13 protein-coding genes are annotated in these 19,321 nt (G+C 74.0%); 7 read left to right on the top strand and 6 right to left on the bottom strand.

The genetic code is table 11. The annotated features are described in order from the left end of the window. The 3 genes from ACIRFL_RS20045 (at position 1) to ACIRFL_RS20035 (ending at position 4,242) form a co-directional block, all read left to right on the top strand. Positions 1–1,392, top strand: coding sequence for a PP2C family serine/threonine-protein phosphatase (locus ACIRFL_RS20045; protein WP_404030058.1), 1,392 nt, complete (start codon positions 1–3; stop codon positions 1,390–1,392). A gap of 100 nt (positions 1,393–1,492) precedes the next feature. Beyond that, positions 1,493–2,839: a VWA domain-containing protein gene (locus ACIRFL_RS20040; RefSeq protein WP_404030056.1), complete on the top strand. Its 1,347-nt coding sequence runs from the start codon at positions 1,493–1,495 to the stop codon at positions 2,837–2,839. 62 nt (positions 2,840–2,901) lie between these two features. Continuing rightward, positions 2,902–4,242, top strand: coding sequence for an FHA domain-containing protein (locus tag ACIRFL_RS20035; RefSeq protein ID WP_404030054.1), 1,341 nt, complete (start codon positions 2,902–2,904; stop codon positions 4,240–4,242). 84 nt (positions 4,243–4,326) lie between these two features. Here the strand turns inward: ACIRFL_RS20035 and ACIRFL_RS20030 are convergent, their stop codons facing one another. After that, positions 4,327–5,397 (bottom strand): methyltransferase domain-containing protein, encoded by a 1,071-nt coding sequence (locus ACIRFL_RS20030; protein WP_404030052.1) that lies wholly within the window; start codon positions 5,395–5,397, stop codon positions 4,327–4,329. A gap of 6 nt (positions 5,398–5,403) precedes the next feature. Between ACIRFL_RS20030 and ACIRFL_RS20025 the strand changes: the two genes are divergently transcribed. The 4 genes from ACIRFL_RS20025 to ACIRFL_RS20010 all read left to right on the top strand — a co-directional run bounded on the left by ACIRFL_RS20025 (position 5,404) and on the right by ACIRFL_RS20010 (position 13,378). Further along, positions 5,404–5,808, top strand: coding sequence for a globin (locus ACIRFL_RS20025; protein WP_404030050.1), 405 nt, complete (start codon positions 5,404–5,406; stop codon positions 5,806–5,808). Between the two features lie 521 nt (positions 5,809–6,329). Beyond that, entirely contained in the window at positions 6,330–9,617 is a 3,288-nt protein-coding gene (locus tag ACIRFL_RS20020; protein ID WP_404030048.1) for an FtsX-like permease family protein, read from the top strand. 1 nt (position 9,618) lies between these two features. Next, positions 9,619–12,387, top strand: a complete 2,769-nt coding sequence (locus ACIRFL_RS20015) for an FtsX-like permease family protein (RefSeq protein ID WP_404030046.1) — start codon at positions 9,619–9,621, stop codon at positions 12,385–12,387. A gap of 34 nt (positions 12,388–12,421) precedes the next feature. Continuing rightward, the gene (locus tag ACIRFL_RS20010; RefSeq protein ID WP_404030044.1) at positions 12,422–13,378 is read left to right on the top strand and encodes an ABC transporter ATP-binding protein; all 957 of its coding nucleotides are present in this window, start codon (positions 12,422–12,424) and stop codon (positions 13,376–13,378) included. 121 nt (positions 13,379–13,499) lie between these two features. Here ACIRFL_RS20010 and ACIRFL_RS20005 read toward each other — a convergent pair whose 3' ends face one another. The 5 genes from ACIRFL_RS20005 to ACIRFL_RS19985 form a co-directional block, all read right to left on the bottom strand. Continuing rightward, positions 13,500–14,174, bottom strand: a complete 675-nt coding sequence (locus tag ACIRFL_RS20005; protein ID WP_404030043.1) for a hypothetical protein — start codon at positions 14,172–14,174, stop codon at positions 13,500–13,502. After that, entirely contained in the window at positions 14,171–14,632 is a 462-nt protein-coding gene (locus ACIRFL_RS20000) for an acyl-CoA thioesterase (protein WP_404030042.1), read from the bottom strand. The genes ACIRFL_RS20005 and ACIRFL_RS20000 overlap by 4 nt, the downstream gene beginning before the upstream one ends. A 2-nt stretch (positions 14,633–14,634) precedes the next feature. Further along, a complete protein-coding gene (gene ettA, locus ACIRFL_RS19995) occupies positions 14,635–16,299 on the bottom strand; it encodes an energy-dependent translational throttle protein EttA (RefSeq protein WP_404030040.1) in 1,665 nt (554 codons plus the stop codon). 426 nt (positions 16,300–16,725) lie between these two features. After that, positions 16,726–18,192 (bottom strand): Cys-Gln thioester bond-forming surface protein, encoded by a 1,467-nt coding sequence (locus ACIRFL_RS19990; RefSeq protein WP_404030038.1) that lies wholly within the window; start codon positions 18,190–18,192, stop codon positions 16,726–16,728. Between the two features lie 289 nt (positions 18,193–18,481). Next, the gene (locus ACIRFL_RS19985; RefSeq protein ID WP_404030116.1) at positions 18,482–18,946 is read right to left on the bottom strand and encodes a single-stranded DNA-binding protein; all 465 of its coding nucleotides are present in this window, start codon (positions 18,944–18,946) and stop codon (positions 18,482–18,484) included. Positions 18,947–19,321: the final 375 nt, after the last annotated feature.

Genomic DNA, 19,321 nt, shown 5'->3' with positions numbered 1-19,321 from the left:
ATGTCGCACATGCCCCAGCGGGCCGCGCTGCCGAAGTGCCCGAACTGCGCGGAGCCGGTTGAGCCGGGTGACCGGTTCTGCGGTGCGTGCGGGTACGACCTTTCGGTGGTGCCCGCCCTGCCGCAGGACCCCCCGACGCTCACCATGGACGCCTCGGGCCGGTCCGCCCCGGACGGCACGGGCTGGCCCGTCGCCCCCGGCACGGACGGCTCCGGCACGCCCGCGGCGGTCCATCTGCCGACCGATCTGCCGGGCACCGACTCGGGCGGCTCCCCACTGCCCGCGCCCGCCGCAGGTCCCCCCGCTCCGGGGGTGCGGTTCGACCGGCCGCAGGAGACCGAGGAGCACCGGCAGCAGACACCCGAGGAGCACCGGCAGCAGACGCCCGAGGAGTACCGGCCGCAGGAGCCCGAGGAGTACCGGCTGCAGGCGCCGGATCCGCGGGTGGCCGCCGAGCCCGCCACGCCCGCGGAGGCCGCACAGGTGTGCGTGGCCTGCCGTGCGGGCCGGGTCGACGACGACGGCTACTGCGAGAACTGCGGGCACGCCCAGCCACGCGAACGCGACCACATGGAACGGGAGTCGGGCCCCATCGCCGCGGTCAGCGACCGCGGACTGCGGCACCACCGCAACGAGGACGCCTTCACCGTCGGCCACACCGCGCTGCCCGACGGCTCGCCCGCGGCGCTCGCCGTCGTCTGCGACGGCGTCTCCTCGGCGACCCGCCCCGACGAGGCGTCGCTGGCCGCCGCGCAGGCGGCCGGCGAGGCGCTGCTGTCCGCCCTGCCGCGGGGCACGCATCCGCAGCAGGCGATGCACGAGGCGATCGTCGCGGCCTCACAGGCCGTCAACGCGCTGGCGGACGAGCCCGCCGGCGCCCGCGAGCACGCCCCGCACCAGAACGCCCCGGCCTGCACGATCGTCGGCGCGGTGGTGACCTCCGGGCTGCTGGTGGTCGGCTGGGTCGGCGACAGCCGCGCCTACTGGGTGCCGGTGGACCGTGGCGCGCCCTCGGCCCGGCTCACCGAGGACGACTCGTGGGCCGCGCAGATGGTCGCGGCCGGCCTGATGACCGAGGCGGAGGCGTACGCCGACGAACGCGCCCACGCGATCACCGGCTGGCTCGGCGCGGACGCCTACGAACTGGAGCCGCACACCGCGTCCTTCAAACCGGACCGGCCGGGCGTCGTGGTGGTGTGCACGGACGGCCTGTGGAACTACGCGGAGACGGCCGAGGAGATGGCCGAGGCGGTGCCCCTGGACGCCGCCGTGCGCCCCCTGCACAGCGCCCGGGTGCTGGTAGGTCACGCCCTGGACGGTGGGGGCCACGACAACGTAACAGTGGCCGTCGTGCCGTTCCCCGCCCTGCCGCAGGGGGCAGGATCGGCCTGAGGGGGCCGCGGACGGGGAGGCCCCGGCGGACCGTGGGGACGGTCCGCAGTCGAGTCGCCGCCCACGCGCACCGTGGGTTCAGAGGGGGATCAGAGTAGGCATGGCCAATTTCTCGAAGTCGAACGTGCCGCAGTTCTCGGTGGACGTGTACCAGAACGAGTACCTGCCCGAGGGCGGCCGTGAGGTCAACGCGATCGTGACCGTGACCGCGACCGGCGGAGGCACCGTCGGGAGCGCGGTCACGGCTCCCCATCTGTACTCGCCCGGGCAGGGGCCGTCCGCCGCGGTGGCCCTGATGGTCGACTGCTCGGGCTCGATGGACTACCCGCCGACCAAGATGCGCAACGCCCGCGATGCCACGGCCGCCGCGATCGACACCCTGCGCGACGGCGTGCACTTCGCGGTGATCGGCGGCACGCACGTCGCGAAAGAGGTCTACCCGGGCGGCGGCCGGCTCGCCGTCGCCGACGCCACCACCCGCGAGCAGGCCAAGCAGGCGCTGCGCAGGCTGAGCGCGGGCGGCGGCACGGCCATCGGCACCTGGCTGCGGCTCGCCGACCGCCTGCTGTCCTCGGTGGACGTCGCCATCCGGCACGGCATCGTGCTCACCGACGGCCGCAACGAACACGAGTCGCCGCAGGACCTCACGGCCGCGCTGGACGCGTGTGCCGGGCGCTTCACCTGTGACGCGCGGGGCGTGGGCACCGACTGGGAAGTGAAAGAAGTCACATCGATCGCCTCGGCGCTGCTCGGCAGCGCCGACATCGTCGCCGATCCGTCGGGCCTGGCCGCCGACTTCACGCGGATGATGGAGACGGCGATGGGCAAGGAGGTCGCGGACGTCGCCCTCAGAGTGTGGACCCCGGTCGGCACGACCATCCGGTTCGTCAAGCAAGTCGCTCCGACGGTCGAGGAGTTGACCGACCGCCGTACCGAGGCGGGCCCGCGCGCCGGGGACTATCCCACCGGTTCCTGGGGCGACGAGTCCCGTGACTACCACCTCTGCGTCGAGGTGCCGGCCGCCGCCGTCGGCCAGGAGATGCTGGCCGCCCGGGTCTCCCTGGTCATCCCCCAACACGGTGGCGGCGCCCTGAACTTGGGCAGCCAGGGACTGGTACGGGCGGTGTGGACCGACGACATGGCCGCGTCCACCTCGATCAACCCTCAGGTCGCCCACTACACCGGTCAAGCGGAGCTGGCACAAGTCATCCAACAGGGGCTCGATCTACGCAAAGCGGGCGATATGGATGGCGCAACGGCCAAACTGGGCAGGGCGGTTCAACTGGCCAGCGCCTCCGGGAACGCGGATACTGCGAAACTGCTTGCGAAGGTAGTGGACGTGGTCGATGCCGCGACGGGTACTGTGCGACTGAAGGCGAGGGTCGAGGAGGCCGACGAGATGACCCTCGAAACACGGTCCACAAAGACTGTTCGTGTAAAGAAGTGACGTAACAGGACCTCAGGAAGACCCTGAAGAGAAGACCCTGACAGAGAGGGGGACGTGCCGACATGCCGACCTGCCCGAACGGACACCAGTCGGGTTCCGACGACTGGTGCGAGGTCTGCGGTCACCGCATGGCCGGTGCCGTGCCTCCGCCGCCCCCGCCGCCCCCGGCCGGCGGCTACGGGTTCCCGCCGTCCGCGCCGGGCGCTCCCGGACGCCCGCATCTGGCCGCCGTGCCGGACCCGGAGCCGGAACTGTGCCCGCAGTGCCGCACGCCGCGCGAGGGCGGTGCGCCGTTCTGCGAGGAGTGCCGGTGGAACTTCCTCACCAACACGGCCACCTCGTACACCCCGGCCGCCCCGCGCCCGCCCGCGCCGGCCCCCCGCTTCCAGCCGCCCGGGCAGTCCTACGGCGCCGGCGACTCGTACGAGTACCAGGGCTCGCGCCCGTCCCAGATGAACCGGCCGGCCGAACCGATCCCGCCGGGCCCGCCGTTCGGCGGCGAGCCGTCAGGACCGACGCCGTTCGGCGGCGAGCGGGGCGCCCCGGGTCCCGGCGGCCCCGGTCCCGGCGGCCCCGGTCCCGGCGCTCCGGGGGGATTCGGCCCCGGCCAGGGTGCCGGCGGCCCCGCGGGCTTCGGCGGCCCTCCCGGACCGCCCCCGCCGCCCGGTGCACCGGGTTTCGGCGCCGACCCCGCGCGGCCGGTGCCGCCGCCGCCCGGCCCGACCCCGCCCGCCGCTCCCGGCGCCACCGCCGCACCGCAGGCATTCCAGCAGCCCGCGCCGCCCGCCTTCCCGCAGGAGACCGGCCGCCCGCCGGCCGGCGGGCCCTCCTTCGGCGGCGGGGACGACTGGGTGATCTCCCCGCCGTCGTCCTCCGGCCCGCCCGGGCCCCCGGCCCCGCCCGGACCGGGCGCCGGCGGTCAGGGCGGCGGCTACGGCTACCCGCAGCCCGGCTCCCCGCAGGCGCCGCCCGGCTTCCCGCAGGCGCCGCGGCAGCCGGCGACCTGGACGGCGACCATCGGCCCCGACCGCGACTACTTCATGGCGATGATGCAGCGCTCGGGCCCCGAGGCCGCGGGCCTGAACCTGCCCGCGTACTCGCCCGAGCAGCAGCGCACCCTCGCGGGCAACCAGATCACCATCGGCCGCCGCCGCCACTCCACCGGCGACACCCCCGACATCGACCTGTCGGTGCCGCCGGAGGACCCGGGCGTCTCGCACCAGCACGCGGTCCTGGTGCAGCAGCCGGACGGCAACTGGGCGGTGGTCGACCAGAACTCGACGAACGGCACCACGGTCAACGGCTCCGAGGACCCGATCCAGCCCTTCGTGCCGGTGCCGTTGCAGGACGGCGACCGGGTGCATGTGGGCGCCTGGACGACCATCACCATCCGGCGAGGCTGACGGCCCCGCCGGGCGGGGTCGACGACCCGGCCTTGCGGAGTTGACGGTCCGGCGGGAGCGCCGGGCCGTGGGCCGTGGGGCCGGTCAGCCCGGCAGGGGCCAGACGTAGGGCCCCGCCGGGTCGTCCAGCCAGGCCCAGGCGCGGTCGCCGCTGACCGTGACGCCGTACCGCTCACGGCCCGGCATGCCCTCGCGCCGCCACATCGCGTACGCCTCCTCGGGATCGAGGCTGCCGCGGCCGAGCGCCAGCAGGAACCGGAACAGCTCGTCGTCGCGGGCCAGGTGCGGGACCCCGCTCAGGGGCACCGGTGCCGGCTCGGGCCCGCCCGTTCCGCGCAACGGCACGAAATAGGCGGGCGTGGCCAGGAAGTGCCCCTCGGCATGCCGGGCGTCGCGCACGGCCAACGCGATCAGGCCGCCCGCGAACGGCGTCAGGATCCGCCCGCCCGGACGACACTGGGCGAGCCAGGCACGCGGGATCGAGGACAGCGCGCAGGTCGCGATGATCCGGTCGAAGGGGGCGCGGGCGGGAACACCGCGCGCGCCGTCGCCGGTCACCACCACCGGACGGTGCCCGACGGCGGCCAGATGCCGCCGGGCCGACTCGGTGATCTCCGGTTCCAGGTCGATGGTGGTGACCAGGTCGTCGTCGCCGAGCCGGTGCGCGAGCAGCGCCGCGTTGTACCCGGAACCCGTGCCGACCTCCAGGACCCGGTGGCCGGACTCGACCCGCAGGGCGACGAGCATCGTCGCCATCAGCGAGGGCTGGCTGCTGGAGGAGATCAGCTGCCCGTCGCGCACCCGCGTGGCGAGCGGAACGTCCTCGTAGGCACCGCGCAGCCAGCGCTCCCGGTCCCGGGGGTCCGGGCCGCCGCCCCACCGGCGCTCGTAGCCGCCGCGGACACCGACGTAGTAGTACGGCACGAACACGTGCCGGGGCACCGCCGCGAACGCCTCCCGCCACACCGGGTCCTCGGCCCAGGCGCCGCTCGCGTCGATCTCGCGCACCAGGTCCGCCAGCGCCGAACCGGCCGGCTCGGCGATGTCCCGGTCACCCCACCCGAGTGTGTGCGCCCATATGTCCACTGTGCGGCGCGGGGCCGCGGGAGGCGAGGTCTTAGGACCGGAGTCCTCGGTCACGGCGTCTGAGACCATGGGGGCGTGAATGAGATTCGGCGCGGCACGCTTCAGGAGCAGACCTTCTACGAGCAGGTCGGCGGGGAGGAGACCTTCCGCCGGCTGGTGCACCGCTTCTACGAGGGTGTCGCCGAGGACCCGCTTCTGCGGCCGATGTACCCGGAGGAGGACCTGGGCCCCGCCGAGGATCGGCTGACCCTCTTCCTCATCCAGTACTGGGGCGGCCCGACCACCTACAGCCAGAACCGCGGCCACCCCCGGCTGCGCATGCGGCACGCCCCCTTCACCGTGGACCGGGCGGCGCACGACGCCTGGCTGAAGCACATGCGGGCGGCCGTCGACGACCTTGGCCTCTCCGAGGACCACGAGCGCACGCTGTGGAACTACCTGACCTACGCGGCAGCCTCCATGATCAACGCCCCAGACTGACGCCCCAAAGGGGCGCGGGGAACTGCGCGACCAGCCACAACGGCCCGCACCCGACGACCAACGCATCACACCCCAAAGGGGCGCGAGGAACGGCGCGACCAGCCACAACGGTCCCGCACCAGACAGCCGGGCACGAGCCGAACGACGTGAGTCCAGCCACAGGGCACCATCACAGGTAAGGCCGAACCACAACAGGGGCCGAACCATAGCGGAGCGACCCGCGTGGGCCGACCAAGCCGGCCAGTCCACGCGAGCCGATCCGCGTCTCATCTCCGTGAACCGATCTTCACGCGGCCGTCCCCGCGGCGCGATCCGGAGGGGTCCGGACGGGCGATCCGGCCCGTCCGTGTACCCCGCCCCCGCCCGCCGACAGGGAAACACTGACGCGCGGATTCCGGGCAGTCGACACCGAAATCCGATCACAATCCGGTCAAGCCCTGCTCACAACCGCTTACCCGAGTGGCCCTCCTCTGACAGCATCGCCGGAGTTGTTCTTGAGAAACGGACTACACGGGGGCCGGGTGACGGGGTTCGTCGTTCTGCGTGCACGGGCGCACCGCCTGCTGCTCGCCGCCGCTCTGCTCACCGTGCTGCTCACCACGGCCGTGCTGGCGACCCTCACCGCCTACTCCGGTGCGATAGGCGACGCCGCCCTGCGCCACGCCCTTGACGACCCGCGCACCGCCACGGACACCACGCTGATCGTCAAGGCCGACGTGCCCGCGGACCGGCGCACCGCCGCCGACGCGACCGTACGGAAGGCGGCCGAGAAGACCTTCGACGGGCTGCCGGTCACGGTACGGACGCTGGTGCGCTCGGGACCGTACGCCCTGCCCCGCTCCGTACAGGCCCCCGCCGACCGCGCCGGCGACCCGGACCTGACCTACCTCGCGGCGCTCGACCGCACCCAGGTCCGTCTGGTCTCCGGGCGGCTGCCACGGCCGGCCTCCGGCGAGATCGAGGTGGCGCTGCCCCAGTCCTCCGCCCGGCTGCTCGATCTGCACGCCGGCGACCGGCTCACCCTCACCGACCGGCTCGGCGGCCCGCCGGCGCACGTCCGCGTCACCGGGCTGTACCGGCCCGCGACGGCCACCGCCCCCTACTGGCGGCTGGACGACCTGCTCGGCCGCGGTGTCAGGACGTCCGCCTTCACCACGTACGGACCGCTGCTCGCCGATCCCGCCGTCCTCGACGGCCCGGCGGTGAGCGCCGGCCCGTCCGCCTGGCAGGCCACGGCCGACTTCGGCTCGCTGACGACGGACCGGATCGACGCGCTGCGCACGGCGGCGCGGGCGGGCAGCGCGGCGCTGCGCGGACCGCACGGGCTGAGCGGGGTGACGTCCTCGACCACCTCGCTCCCGGACACCCTGGACCGCATCGACCGCTCCCTGCTCGTCTCCCGGTCCACCCTGCTGATCGTCGCCCTCCAACTGGTGCTGCTCGCCGGTTACGCGCTGTTGCTCGTGGCCCGGCTGCTGAGCGCCGAACGCGCGGGCGAGACCCGGCTGCTGCGCTCGCGCGGCGGCTCACGCCTCCGACTCGCCGGCCTCGCCGCCGCGGAGGCCCTGCTGCTCGCGGTGCCCGCGGCGCTCTGCGCGCCGCTGCTGGCGGGCCCGCTCACCGGGCTGCTCGCCGGGCAGGGCGCGCTGGCCAGGATCGGGCTGCACCTGGACGCGCCCGCGGGCGGCCGGGCCGGCGTGTGGCTGGTGGCGTGCTGCGTGGCGCTGGGCTGCGCGCTGGCGGTGACGGTGCCCGCGCTGACGGACGGCGGCGACGGCGCCAGGACCGGCGCGGAGCCCGCCGGCCGGGGCTGGGCCCGCGTCCGCCGCGGCGCGCTGCCAGGACCGGTGCGGGCCGGCGCGGACGTCGGCCTGCTGGTGGTGGCCGGGGTGGCGTACTGGCAGCTGAGCCGGCACACCTCCGGTGCCGTCGGCACCGACGCGTCCGGCGGCCTCGGCATCGACCCGCTGCTGGTCGCGGCGCCCGCCCTGGCGCTGCTGGCCGGCACGGTGCTGACCCTGCGGCTGCTGCCGCCGGTGGCCCGGCTCGCGGAACGCCGGGCGGCGGCCGGGCGGGGGCTGCCTGCGGCGCTGGCGGGCTGGCAGCTCAGCCGCCGCCCGATGCGCGGCGCGGGCCCGGTGCTGCTGCTGGTCCTCGCCATCGCGCTGGGCATGCTGGCGATCGGGCAGGGCGCCTCCTGGAACCGCTCGCAGGACGACCAGGCCGACTTCCGGGCCGGTGTGCCGGTGCGGGTGCTGGGCGCCGGTGACGGCGGGCTCGGCCGCACCGAGACCTACGCGCACCTGCCCCGCGTACGCGAGGCCGCCCCCGCCGTACGCACCGAGCAGCCGATGTCCGGCGACCGGACCGCGACCGTACTCGCCCTGGACACGGCGCACGCGGCCGGCACCGTCCTGATGCGCGACGACCTGGCCGACGAGCCGGTCCGGCCGCTGCTGTCCGGGCTGACACCCGAGGGCTCCCCGGCCGGAGCCCGCATCCCCGCGGACACCACCGGGCTGCGCCTGCGGGCGACCGTGGCCGGCTCCCCCGGCTCTCGGACCACGATGGATGTGACAGCCACCCTCGTGGACCAGTACGGCGTTCCCTACCGGCTGCCGTTCGGCCGGCTGCCCGCCGACGGCCACCCGCACACCCTGACCCTCGGACTCGACGCCGCGCCCGGCCCGGTCACCCTCACCGGGCTCCAGCTCGACATGGCCCAGCCCGCACAAGCCGAACGGCACCGGCTGACCGTGTCCGGACTGACCGCCGTCGGCGGCGACGGGCGGACGCGGCCGGTGTCCCTGTCGGCCGACTGGACCGCCTCGGTGAACATCGGAGCCACCTCCTCCACCAACGCGGCGACCCTCCCGCTCCACCCGCGGGTGACCGGCACCCAGCCGCTGACCGTCGACTACGGCACCGGCTACACCCCCGACCAGACCCGCTGGTCGATCGCCACCGTGACGATCCGGCTCCAGGTGACGCAGCCCACGGCGCCCGAGGTCACGGCGCTGGCGACCGACCGCTTCCTGAAGTCGGCGGGCGCCCGCGAGGGGCAGCGGGTGCAGGTGACGTTCGCCGGGCAGAGCCTGCCGGTGCGGATCGCACGGTCGGTGCGGGCACTGCCCACCACGGCCGACCCGACGGATTCCGCCGAGCGCGACGGCGGCGCCCTGCTGCTCGATCTGCGGTCCGTGAACCGGGCGTTGCAGGCGCGGTACGGCGAGAGCGTCACGCCCACCGAGTGGTGGTTGCGGACCGCGCCGGGCGACGCGGCCTCGGTGGCCGCCGCGGTGCGGGCGATGCCGGACGTCGACCCGGGACAGGTCGTGGTGCGCGACGAGATCGCCGCCGAGCTGCGGGACGATCCGTTCGGTGCGGGGCCGGAGGCCGCCTTCGCGGCGGCGGCCGTGGTGGCCGCCGCGCTGGCCGCGGTCGGCTTCGCGGTGAGCGCGGCCGGGTCGCTGCGGGAGCGGGGAGCCGAGTTCGCGGTGCTGCGCGCCCTGGGCGCCCCGCGCCGGCAACTGGCCCGGACGATCGCCGCCGAACAGAGCGTCCTGGTGGCCCTGGCCCTGGTGGTGGGGGTCGCCCTGGGCACCGTACTGACCCGGGCCGTCCTCCCGCTGATCGTCCTGACCGCCGAGGCCACCCGGCCGGTGCCGACCCTGCTGGTCGAACTGCCCCCGGGACGCGTGGCCCTGCTGCTCGCCGCGGTCGCCGCGACGCCGCTGCTCGTCACGGTCGCGCTGGCCCTGCGCCGCGCGGACCCGGCGACCTCGCTGCGCGACCAGGGAGGTGAATGAGATGCGCTCCGAACACAACTCCGAGCACGGTGCGGCTGTTGTCGCTCCCTGGGTGCGCACCCGGTTGCGGGCCGCACCGCTCGCCGCGCTCGCGCTGGCCCTGCTGGTCGCGCTGACCGCGTGCCTGGCCGCCGCCTTCCCGCGCGCGGTCGACCGGTACGAGGACGCGGGGCTGCGGCGCTCCTTCCAGCAGGCCCGTCCGGAGAGCACCAGCGTGCAGATCACCGCGCCCCAGATCGCCGGCGCGCCGTCCCCCGAGGAACTGGCCGCGCCCCTGCTGCCCGGCGCCCTGCGAGACCGGTACGAGAAGCTGCTCGACACCGTCCCCGAAGCGCTGCCCCTCGACCGCGCCCAGTCCGCGTACGGCGTGACCCTGAACAAGAACCTGGAAGTGCCCGACCCCTGGATTCCCCGCCCGAGCGGCGTGCCCGCCCGGGTCGCCCTGGTCGCGCAGAGCGGCCTGGCCGGCCATGCGACGGTGCGCGAGGGCCGCCTGCCGCGCACGTCCGGCACGGTGGGCGCGACGACCCCCGTGGTGGAGGCCGCCGTCACCGCCGCCACGGCCAAGAGCCTGCACATCAAGGTGGGTTCGGTCATCCATGTGCCGGCCGTGGGCCGGGCCCCGCTCGCCGTCCGGGTCACCGGCATCGTCACCCCGCGCGAGGCCGCCGGGGGGTACTGGTCGACCCGCCCTCTGCTGCGCACCCCGAGCCTGGTGGCCCTGCCCACCGGTGGCCCCGACCGCTCCTGGTACTGGCTCGGCGCGCTGCTGCTGGCCCCCGAAGCCGCCCCCGCCCTCCTGGGCACCGACGGGGACCCGCTGTGCTACTGGTACCTGGCCCCCGACCCGCACCGCCTCCACGCCGGCGACCTCGGCCGTCTGAAGTCCGCCGTCGCCACCCTGGAGTCGGGCCCCGGCCTACAGGACGCGCGCGCCCTCACCGGCCCCGGCACGAGCGTGACCACCGGCCTCGACGGCGTCCTGATCTCCTTCTCCCAGCTGCGCGCGGGCACCGCGCCACTGGTCGCCGTCGCCGCCTTCGGCACCGCGACGGTCGCCGCCGTCGTCCTGCTCATGGCGGGCGCGCTCGCCGCCGACCGGCGCCGCGCCGAAGCCGCCCTGCTGCGCGCCCGCGGCGCCTCCCTGACCGGCCTCGCCGGGCGGCTGTGCGCGGAGACGGCGGCCGTCGCCGTACCGGCCGGTGCGCTCGGCCTGGCCGCCGCGCTCCTCGTGGTCCCCGAGGGCCGTACCTCGTACGCGGTCGCCGCCGCCCTTGCGGTCACCGTCATCGCCTGCGCCGCGCTTCCGGTGCGCGCCGCGCTCGCCCACCGCTCCGTACGAGTCGCCGGACCACGCGAGGACATGGTGACGGCGCGCCCGTCCCGGAGGCGCACGGTCGCGGAGCTGACGCTGCTCGTGCTGGCCGCGGCGGCGGTGGAGTCGCTGCGCAGGCGGGGCACGTCGGGTTCGTCGGCGGACGGCCCCTCCGGCGATCAGCTGGTGTCGGTCGCACCGGTGCTGGTGGGGGTGATCGCGGCGCTGGTGCTGGTCCGGCTCCTGCCGTTCCTGCTGCGCCGACTGGCCCGCCCGGCCGGACGGCTGCGCGGCGCGGTGGGCTTCCTGTCCCTGGCCCGCGCGGGCCGCACCTCGGCCTCGGCGGTGCTGCCCCTGCTGGCGCTGCTGACCGCGCTCACCACGGCGGCGTTCGGCGGCTCCGTGCTGGCGGGCGTGAACGAGGCCCGCGACCGGGTCGCCCTGCTGGCCGTCGGCGCCGACGCCCGCGTGGAGTCCGAGGGCCCGCTGCCGTCGGGCCTCGCCGACCGGGTGCGCGACCTGTCCGGAGTGCGCGCGGTCACCGAAGCGAGCATCGGCTACCAGGCCAAACCGCACGACGACCAGACCCCGATACCGCTGGCGGGAGTGGATCCGGCCGGATACGGGGCGCTGGCGGCCCACACCGGTCTCGGCGCCTTCGAGGCCGACCGGCTCAAGCGTCCCGCGGCCGGCGAGCCGCTGCCCGCCCTGGCCTCGCCGTCCGTCGCGAAGGCGTACGGCACCCGCCGCCCCTTCCCGGTACGGCTGGAGGACGGCAGCACCGTCTCCGTCCGGATCACCGTCGTCCGCGACCGTACCCCGGCCGTGACCGGCGACGGCTTCCTCGTGGTGGACCGCGCCGGGCTCAGCGCCGCCGCGGCCCGCCCGACGGCCCTGCTGGTGACGGGCTACCACGTGGACGCGGGGGCACTGACCCGGACGGCGGGCCCCACGGCGGGCGTGCGGGTGCGCGCACAGGAGCGGGCACAATACGCCGACCCGCCTCTGCAGGCCGGTGCCGAGCACGTCTACACGGCGGCGGTGGCGGCCGGCGCCGGCTATGCCGTACTGGCCCTGCTCCTCGCCCTGCTGCGCGCCGCCCCGGAACGCGCCGCGCTCCTCGCACGCCTGCGCACCATGGGCCTGACCCGGGCGCAGGCCCGCCGCCTGCTCGTCCTGGAATCCCTGCCCCAGGCCCTGCTCGCCGCGGCCGGCGGCGCGCTGACCGGCTGGGCGGCGATCCGGCTGCTGTCCCCCGGTATCGACCTGACCGCCGTCGCCCTCCCCTCGGCCGGCTCATCGGCCGGCAGGACCGAGCTGTACACGGACCCGCTGGCGCTGACCGTGCCCGCGCTCATCGTGCTGGTCACGGCGGTCGGGGTGGCCGCCGTGCAGGCGTGGTGGACCGGAAGACGCGGGTCGGTGCGGGAACTGAGGGCGGGAGATGCACGATGAGCCGAGCCAGCCTGTCAACCGTGCGGGAGACGCGATGACCACCAATCCCACCCTCACCGAGCTGGCGGACCGGGTCACCGAGGCCCGCAACCGCCCGGCCTACGGCCACGACGCCCTGATCACCTGCGACCGGCTCGTCCGGATCTTCTCCACGGACGGCGTCGAGGTCCAGGCGCTCCAGGGCCTCGACCTGCTGGTCCGCGAGGGGGAGCTGATGGCCCTGGTCGGCGCCTCGGGCAGCGGCAAGTCCACGCTCATGAACATCCTCGCCGGCCTGGACACCCCCACCGCGGGAGCGGCCCGGGTCGCCGGCCGCGACCTGCTCACCATGACCGCCAAGGACCGGCTCGCCTACCGTCGCGACGTCGTCGGCTTCGTCTGGCAGCAGACCTCCCGCAATCTGCTGCCCTATCTGACCGCCGCCCAGAACGTCGCCCTCCCGCTGAGCCTGTCCGGCACCCGCCCGCACCGCCGCGCCCGCGCGGAACGCGCCCTGGAACTGCTGGAGTTGCTGGAGGTCGCCGACTGCCGCGACCGCCGTCCGCAGCAGATGTCCGGCGGCCAGCAGCAACGCGTCGCCATCGCGGTGGCGCTCGCCAACTCACCCGCGGTCCTGCTGGCCGACGAACCCACCGGCGAACTCGACTCCCACACCGCCGCGCAGGTCTTCGACGCCTTCCGCACCGCGAACGAACGGCTGGGCACCACCATCGTCATCGTCACGCACGACCAGGCGGTGGCCGACGAGGTCCGGCGCACGGTCGCCATCCGGGACGGCCGCACCTCCACGGAGGTCCTGCGCCGCAGCGAGATCGACGCGACCACGGGCCATGAGACGGTGGTCGCCCGCGAGTACGCCATGCTGGACCGCGCCGGCCGTCTCCAGCTCCCCGCCGAGTACACCGAGGCCCTAGGCATGCGCGACCGGGTCGCCCTGGAACTGGAACCGGACCACATCGGCGTATGGCCCGACGACAGCCAGGACCGCTGACCGCCGCGCCGGAAGCACCGCGCTGTGCCGTCGGTCGTCCGCGGCACCGTCGTGGCTGGTCGCGTAGTTCCCCGCGCCCCTTCAGGACGCCGTCGTACCGCAACGGACGTCGCCGGAGAGGTCAGCGCACGCTGACGTCCAGCGCTCCCAGGCCCGCCTGCCGCACGGCGACCGACCCGTACGGCGTCCGCAGCCTGAGCCAGGGCCCGGACGAGAACAGCCCGGCGTCCACGGCACCCCGGCGCCGCAGGAAACCGAGGGACTGCGCCGCGTGCACGGCCCGTATCGGAAGCGGGGTCCCGGCGACCGTACGGGACCAGATGTCCCGCCCGATCCGGTCCAGCTCCGCCCGTGTCCGCCGCTGTGGCGCCAGCTCCCCCGAACGGGCACGGAACTCGGCGACGGCCGCGGCGACCAGCGTGCGCAGCGCGTCCGGCGCCGGCAGACCCGGCTCCGGGCGCCAGCCGCCGCGCGGCGGCAGCACCCCCGCCCACGGGGGTCCGGTCACCGCCGCGGGGACGGCGGCGGTGACCGCCGACTCGTCCACGGACTCCAGCAGCTCACCGGCGGACACGGTCACATCGAGGGTGACCTCGAGGCCGTTCTCGTAGGGCTTGGCCAGCCGCACCGTGCGGATCGCCAGCACCTCGAAGGACGGCGGACGGCCGAACACCGCGAGGGCCGTCCCCGCCGCCTGCAGCCGCACCGCGGCGCCACGGTCGTAGTGGAGCAGCCGGGACAGGAAGGCCGCGAGATCCGCCGCCTCCCCCTCGTCGGCCAGGTGGAGCACCGTCATGCGGCGACGGCCTCCTCCTCGTTCTCGCCCTTGTCCTTGCCGTCGTCCTCGGCGGCGGTGTCGGCGGCATTGTCGTCCATGTACTCCCGCAGGAACTCCCGTTCCTCGGCGGTGATCCGGCGCGGGCGCTGTGCCTCGAAGTCGTACGGCACGATCACCGTCGAGGCACGGACGTAGATCTGGTCGCCGTCCTTCACCTCGTAGGCCAGGGTGAAGGACGCCGCCCTGGTCTCCGTGACCCACAGCTCGACGTCCACGGGCTCGTGCCGGTGGACGAGCTGCCGCTTGTAGTCGATCTCATGGCGCGCCACCACGGACCCCTGCTGGAAATCCTTGTCCGGGCGGAACAGGAAGTCGATACGGGCTTCTTCCAGGTAGCGGAGGAAGACCACGTTGTTGACGTGGCCGTACGCGTCCATGTCCGCCCAGCGCAGCGGGCAGCGGTAGATGTGCCGCAAGGTCAGCCCCGGGTCAGCTTCTTGTAGGTGGCGCGGTGCGGACGCGCGGCGTCCGGGCCGAGCCGTTCGATCTTGTTCTTCTCGTACGACTCGAAGTTGCCCTCGAACCAGAACCACTTCGACTCGCCCTCGTAGGCGAGGATGTGCGTGGCGACACGGTCCAGGAACCAGCGGTCGTGGGAGACGACGACGGCGCAGCCCGGGAACTCCAGCAGGGCGTTCTCCAGGCTGGAGAGGGTCTCCACATCGAGGTCGTTGGTGGGCTCGTCGAGGAGCAGCAGGTTGCCGCCCTGCTTGAGGGTCAGCGCCAGGTTGAGCCGGTTGCGCTCGCCGCCGGAGAGGACACCGGCCGGCTTCTGCTGGTCCGGGCCCTTGAAGCCGAACGCGGAGACATAGGCGCGGGACGGCATCTCGACCTGACCGACGTTGATGTAGTCGAGCCCGTCGGACACGACCTCCCACAGCGACTTCTTCGGGTCGATGTTGGCGCGGCCCTGGTCGACGTAGGAGATCTTGACGGTTTCGCCGACCTTGATGTCACCGGCGTCCGGCGTCTCCAGCCCCTGGATCATCTTGAACAGGGTGGTCTTGCCTGCACCGTTGGGGCCGATGACGCCGACGATGCCGTTGCGCGGGAGAGTGAAGGACAGGCCGTCGATCAGGACCTTGTCACCGAAGCCCTTGTTGAGGTCGCTGACCTCGACGACCACGTTGCCCAGGCGGGGGCCCGGCGGGATCTGGATCTCCTCGAAGTCCAGCTTCCGCATCTTCTCGGCCTCGGCGGCCATCTCCTCGTAGCGGGCCAGACGCGCCTTGGACTTGGCCTGCCGGCCCTTGGCGTTGGAGCGCACCCACTCCAGTTCGTCCTTGAGGCGCTTCTGCCGCTTGGCGTCCTTCTGGCCCTCGACCTTGAGGCGGGCGGCCTTGGTCTCCAGGTACTTGGAGTAGTTGCCCTCGTAGCCGTGCAGCCGGCCGCGGTCGACCTCGCAGATCCAGCCGGCGACGTTGTCGAGGAAGTACCGGTCGTGGGTGACGGCCACGACGGTCCCGTCGTACTTGGCCAGGTGCTGCTCCAGCCAGTTCACCGACTCGGCGTCGAGGTGGTTGGTGGGCTCGTCGAGCAGGAGCAGGTCGGGGGCCTCCAGGAGGAGCTTGCAGAGCGCGACGCGGCGCTTCTCACCACCGGAGAGGTTGGTGACGGGCCAGTCCCCGGGCGGGCAGCCCAGGGCGTCCATGGCCTGCTCCAGCTGGGCGTCGAGGTCCCAGGCGTTGGCGTGGTCCAGCTCTTCCTGGAGCTTGCCCATCTCCTCCAGCAGCGCGTCCGAGTAGTCGGTCGCCATCAGCTCGGCGATCTCGTTGAACCGGTCGAGCTTGCCCTTGATCTCGGCGACACCGTCCTGGACGTTCTCCAGGACCGTCTTGCTCTCGTCCAGCGGGGGCTCCTGGAGCAGGATGCCCACGGTGTAGCCGGGCGAGAGGAACGCGTCGCCGTTGGACGGCTGCTCCAGTCCCGCCATGATCTTCAGCACGGTCGACTTACCGGCACCGTTCGGGCCGACGACGCCGATCTTGGCACCCGGCAGGAAGTTCAGGGTGACGTCGTCGAGGATCACCTTGTCGCCGTGCGCTTTGCGCGCCTTGCGCATGGTGTAAATGAACTCAGCCAAGAGAAACCGTCCGGCAGCTTGAAATCTGGCAGTGGGCAGATACAGCCCATCTTGCCGTACGGCCACCCTTGGGCGGAAACCCGTTTGGTCGGGGGGCTCTGACCTGGGGGTTCGCTGGTGGCGGCGGTGGCGCGACTGTCACTGCCGGTCGCCGTCGGCCGGATCATCCGGGCCTCTGGCTACGAGGCCGGGCCTCAACCACGTTGGCCTGATCACCTTAAGCGGGCAGTTGTCGGGAGCCACCGTGGATCCCGGGGGTGGGCAACGGCTGCTGCCAGGTACCGGCCAGTTCGGTCAGTGCCTTGCGCGCCAGCCGGCTCCGCGACTTCGGCCGTGACCGCGGCCGCGGTGGTTGTCCCGGTCACTCTCTGTGGAATTTTCAAGGTGCGGTGCTGCCGGGTGCGGGGCGGGCTCGGGCCGTGGTGGTCAGTCGGCCGTCGGTGATTCCCTCCTGCGGAGCACGACCAGGACCGCGCCGCCGATCACCACCAGGCCGATGGCCACGCCCGTGATCACCGGGGTCGCACTGTAGCCGCCGGTCGCGGCCAGGTTCGTGGTGCCTCCGGGGGTGCCGCCCACCGTGGCCGGGCTGGGCTCGGCCAGGGTCTGGGTCGATGTGCCGGCCTCGCTGCCCTGGGTCTTGCAGTCGAGGACGCCGGTGAAGCGCTGCGAGAAACCGTTCGGCCCGGTGATCGTGAAGTCGTAGGGCTGGTCCTCCTGGAGCGGGATGGTCACCGTGCGCGAGGTGCCCGCCGGGATGGTGTGCTCGTCTCCCATCAGCTCGAAGGTGAAGGGCTTGTCGCCGGTGTTGGCGGCGCTGATGTCCACACCGCCGGCGGCGCAGTTCTTGCGGGCCGACAGCGCGGGTATCGGACCCTTCTCCGCCCAGGTCGCGCTCGCGGTCGCGGAGACCGTGGACTCGCTGGAGCCGGCCAGGATCTGGGTCTGGCTGCGGCTCTCGGAGGCGAAGGCGCGGCCCACGGGCACCGTGGTCGAAGCCTGGACGGTGAGCGCGGCGGTCCCGCTCGCGCCGCCCGGCGCGGGTGAGGTCGCACCGCCGGTGGCCGCGGCGGTGTCCTTCGGGACGTCGAAGTACAGTCTGCTGCCGTTCTTCGCCGACGTGACGGCCTTGCCCTTCTCGTCGACGATCCGGACGCCGCTGGTGGTGGCGTCCGCCGGCGGGACGACGGTGACGCCCCGCGCGTTGGTGCGCACCGTCACCGGGCCGAGCCGCATGCCCGGGTGGCCGGAGACCGCGGGCGGGTCCAGGGTCAGCGAGGCCCGTGGCTCCGCCATGTCACGGGCGCTCTTCTCCAGGTAGTCGGCGAGCTTCTCGGCCCGCGCGCCGACGGCGTCGACGTCCGCGCCGTCCGAGTAGCGCCAGATGGCCACCTGGGTGCCGGCCGCGGCGTCCTGCTCGGTGAGGCCGCCGACGCCCGCCCGCTTCGCCAGTGCCGCGAGGTCGTTCACCTGCGGGTAGGAGTTCTGCAGGATCCAACGGATCTTGCCGGCTTCCTTGTTGGTGCCCAGCGAGGTGCCGCTCCAGGGCGTCTCCTCGTACTTGGCGTCCTTCTGGGTGGGGTTGTGCATGTCGATGCAGTACGTCTGCAGCATGCCGCCGCCCTCGACGGACATCTCGAACAGGCCCGCCGCCACCTTCAGGTCGCCGTCGTCCCCGTGGATGACGGCCTCTCCGTACGTCTTCAGGCCGCCCAGCATCGCGGTCGCCCCGCCCTGGCCCTGTGCCTCCTCGCCGGCGGCGGCCACCCCGGCGCCCGACAGCACGCCGGCCGCCACGAGCCCCGTCACCAGCGTCGCGGCGGCGAGCCGTGACGGGCCTCGCCGACGCGCGGGCGTGGAGGTGCCACAGAACCGAGAGAACGCAGCAAGCACAGAATTCCCTTTCGAGCAGGACCCGTTGACGTGGGGGTGGGCGGTCCCACCGGCAGAATCAACAGCCCCGGGGGCTACGCCCGGCATCCTAGAGATCAGTCACAACCCGGCTGGCCGGTCAGATGGCCGGACGGCTGATCCGACTCGGAATCGTTATCGCCAGGACCCGCTGCGAGCAGGGCATATCGACAAATCCACCCGGTGGCGGGAGCTGTTCGGCGACCAGGTGCGGTTGCCTCGGGGGGCCGTGGGCGACGCGGGCGGGCCGCGTCCCTCGCCGTGGGCGACGTCATGTCACGGCGGCTGTCTCCGAGGGTGGTTGAGCGGGCGGGGCGGAATCCTCCGGGGGCGTCTCCCAGTTGGGCTCCGGCCGCTGCGGCGCCGCCGGCTCCGGTTTGCCGGCCCGCCGGAAGGCCGACGTACCGCGGGCCAGGTCATGGCCGATCGCCACCGCGTCGATGTCGGCGGAGACCCGGCTCTGCTGCCCCTCGCGCACTTCCGTGCGCACCTTCAGCCGGCCCTGTACGACGACCGGCTCGCCCACGTTCAGCGAGGCCGCCGCGTTGACCGCGAGCTGGCGGTTGGCCCACACCGTGAAGAAGTTGGTGTGTCCGTCGGCCCAGGTGCTCTTCTCGCGGTCCCAGTAGCGCGAGGTGACCGCAAGCCGGAACCGCGCCGACGGGCCTGCCGCCGGCTCCCGGTACACCGGCTGCGTCGCCACGTTGCCCACCACGCACACCATCGTCTCGTTCATCATGAACCCCTCCCCGCCCGGTCGCTCGCGCCCGGCGGATACGCGTACGGGCCCGTCCCGCACGGCAGCGTCCACGGCGTCGGCCGCACGCCTTCCGTGCGTCGCGATCGCCGCGGGACCCAGACTGCCTCCGCCGGGCCGAGCCCGCTGAGCGCTGTGGACCACCGGCCGCCTGTGGAAAACCCCCACACCCAAACGAGTGACCGACGCTGCGCTGTGAATCCACGGTGCCTGCGGACCCAGCTGGGCGCGGGCCAATGGGGTTTGCGGGCGGACGGGGACCGCGGGTTCAGGCGGCCGCGGGCCGACGAGGACTGCGGACTCTCGGGGACTGCGGGCGGGCGGGAACTTCGGGTTCAGGCGGCCGCGGGCCGC

The organism is Streptomyces sp. NPDC102462, assembly GCF_044765425.1.
In the GTDB taxonomy this organism is placed as follows: Bacteria; Actinomycetota; Actinomycetes; order Streptomycetales; family Streptomycetaceae; genus Streptomyces.
The sequence above is the reverse complement of the archived record's forward strand: the minus strand, read 5'-3'. Positions and strand labels throughout refer to the sequence as shown.

Bases quoted from the DNA above. Each gene is read 5' to 3' on its own strand.
- ACIRFL_RS20030 (WP_404030052.1), bottom strand. From the start codon at position 5,397: ATGGTCTCAGACGCCGTGACCGAGGACTCCGGTCCTAAGACCTCGCCT.
- ACIRFL_RS20005 (WP_404030043.1), bottom strand. From the start codon at position 14,174: ATGACGGTGCTCCACCTGGCCGACGAGGGGGAGGCGGCGGATCTCGCG.
- ACIRFL_RS20040 (WP_404030056.1), top strand. From the start codon at position 1,493: ATGGCCAATTTCTCGAAGTCGAACGTGCCGCAGTTCTCGGTGGACGTG.
- ACIRFL_RS20010 (WP_404030044.1), top strand. From the start codon at position 12,422: ATGACCACCAATCCCACCCTCACCGAGCTGGCGGACCGGGTCACCGAG.
- ACIRFL_RS20045 (WP_404030058.1), top strand. From the start codon at position 1: ATGTCGCACATGCCCCAGCGGGCCGCGCTGCCGAAGTGCCCGAACTGC.
- ACIRFL_RS20035 (WP_404030054.1), top strand. From the start codon at position 2,902: ATGCCGACCTGCCCGAACGGACACCAGTCGGGTTCCGACGACTGGTGC.
- ACIRFL_RS19985 (WP_404030116.1), bottom strand. From the start codon at position 18,946: ATGAACGAGACGATGGTGTGCGTGGTGGGCAACGTGGCGACGCAGCCG.
- ACIRFL_RS20015 (WP_404030046.1), top strand. From the start codon at position 9,619: ATGCGCTCCGAACACAACTCCGAGCACGGTGCGGCTGTTGTCGCTCCC.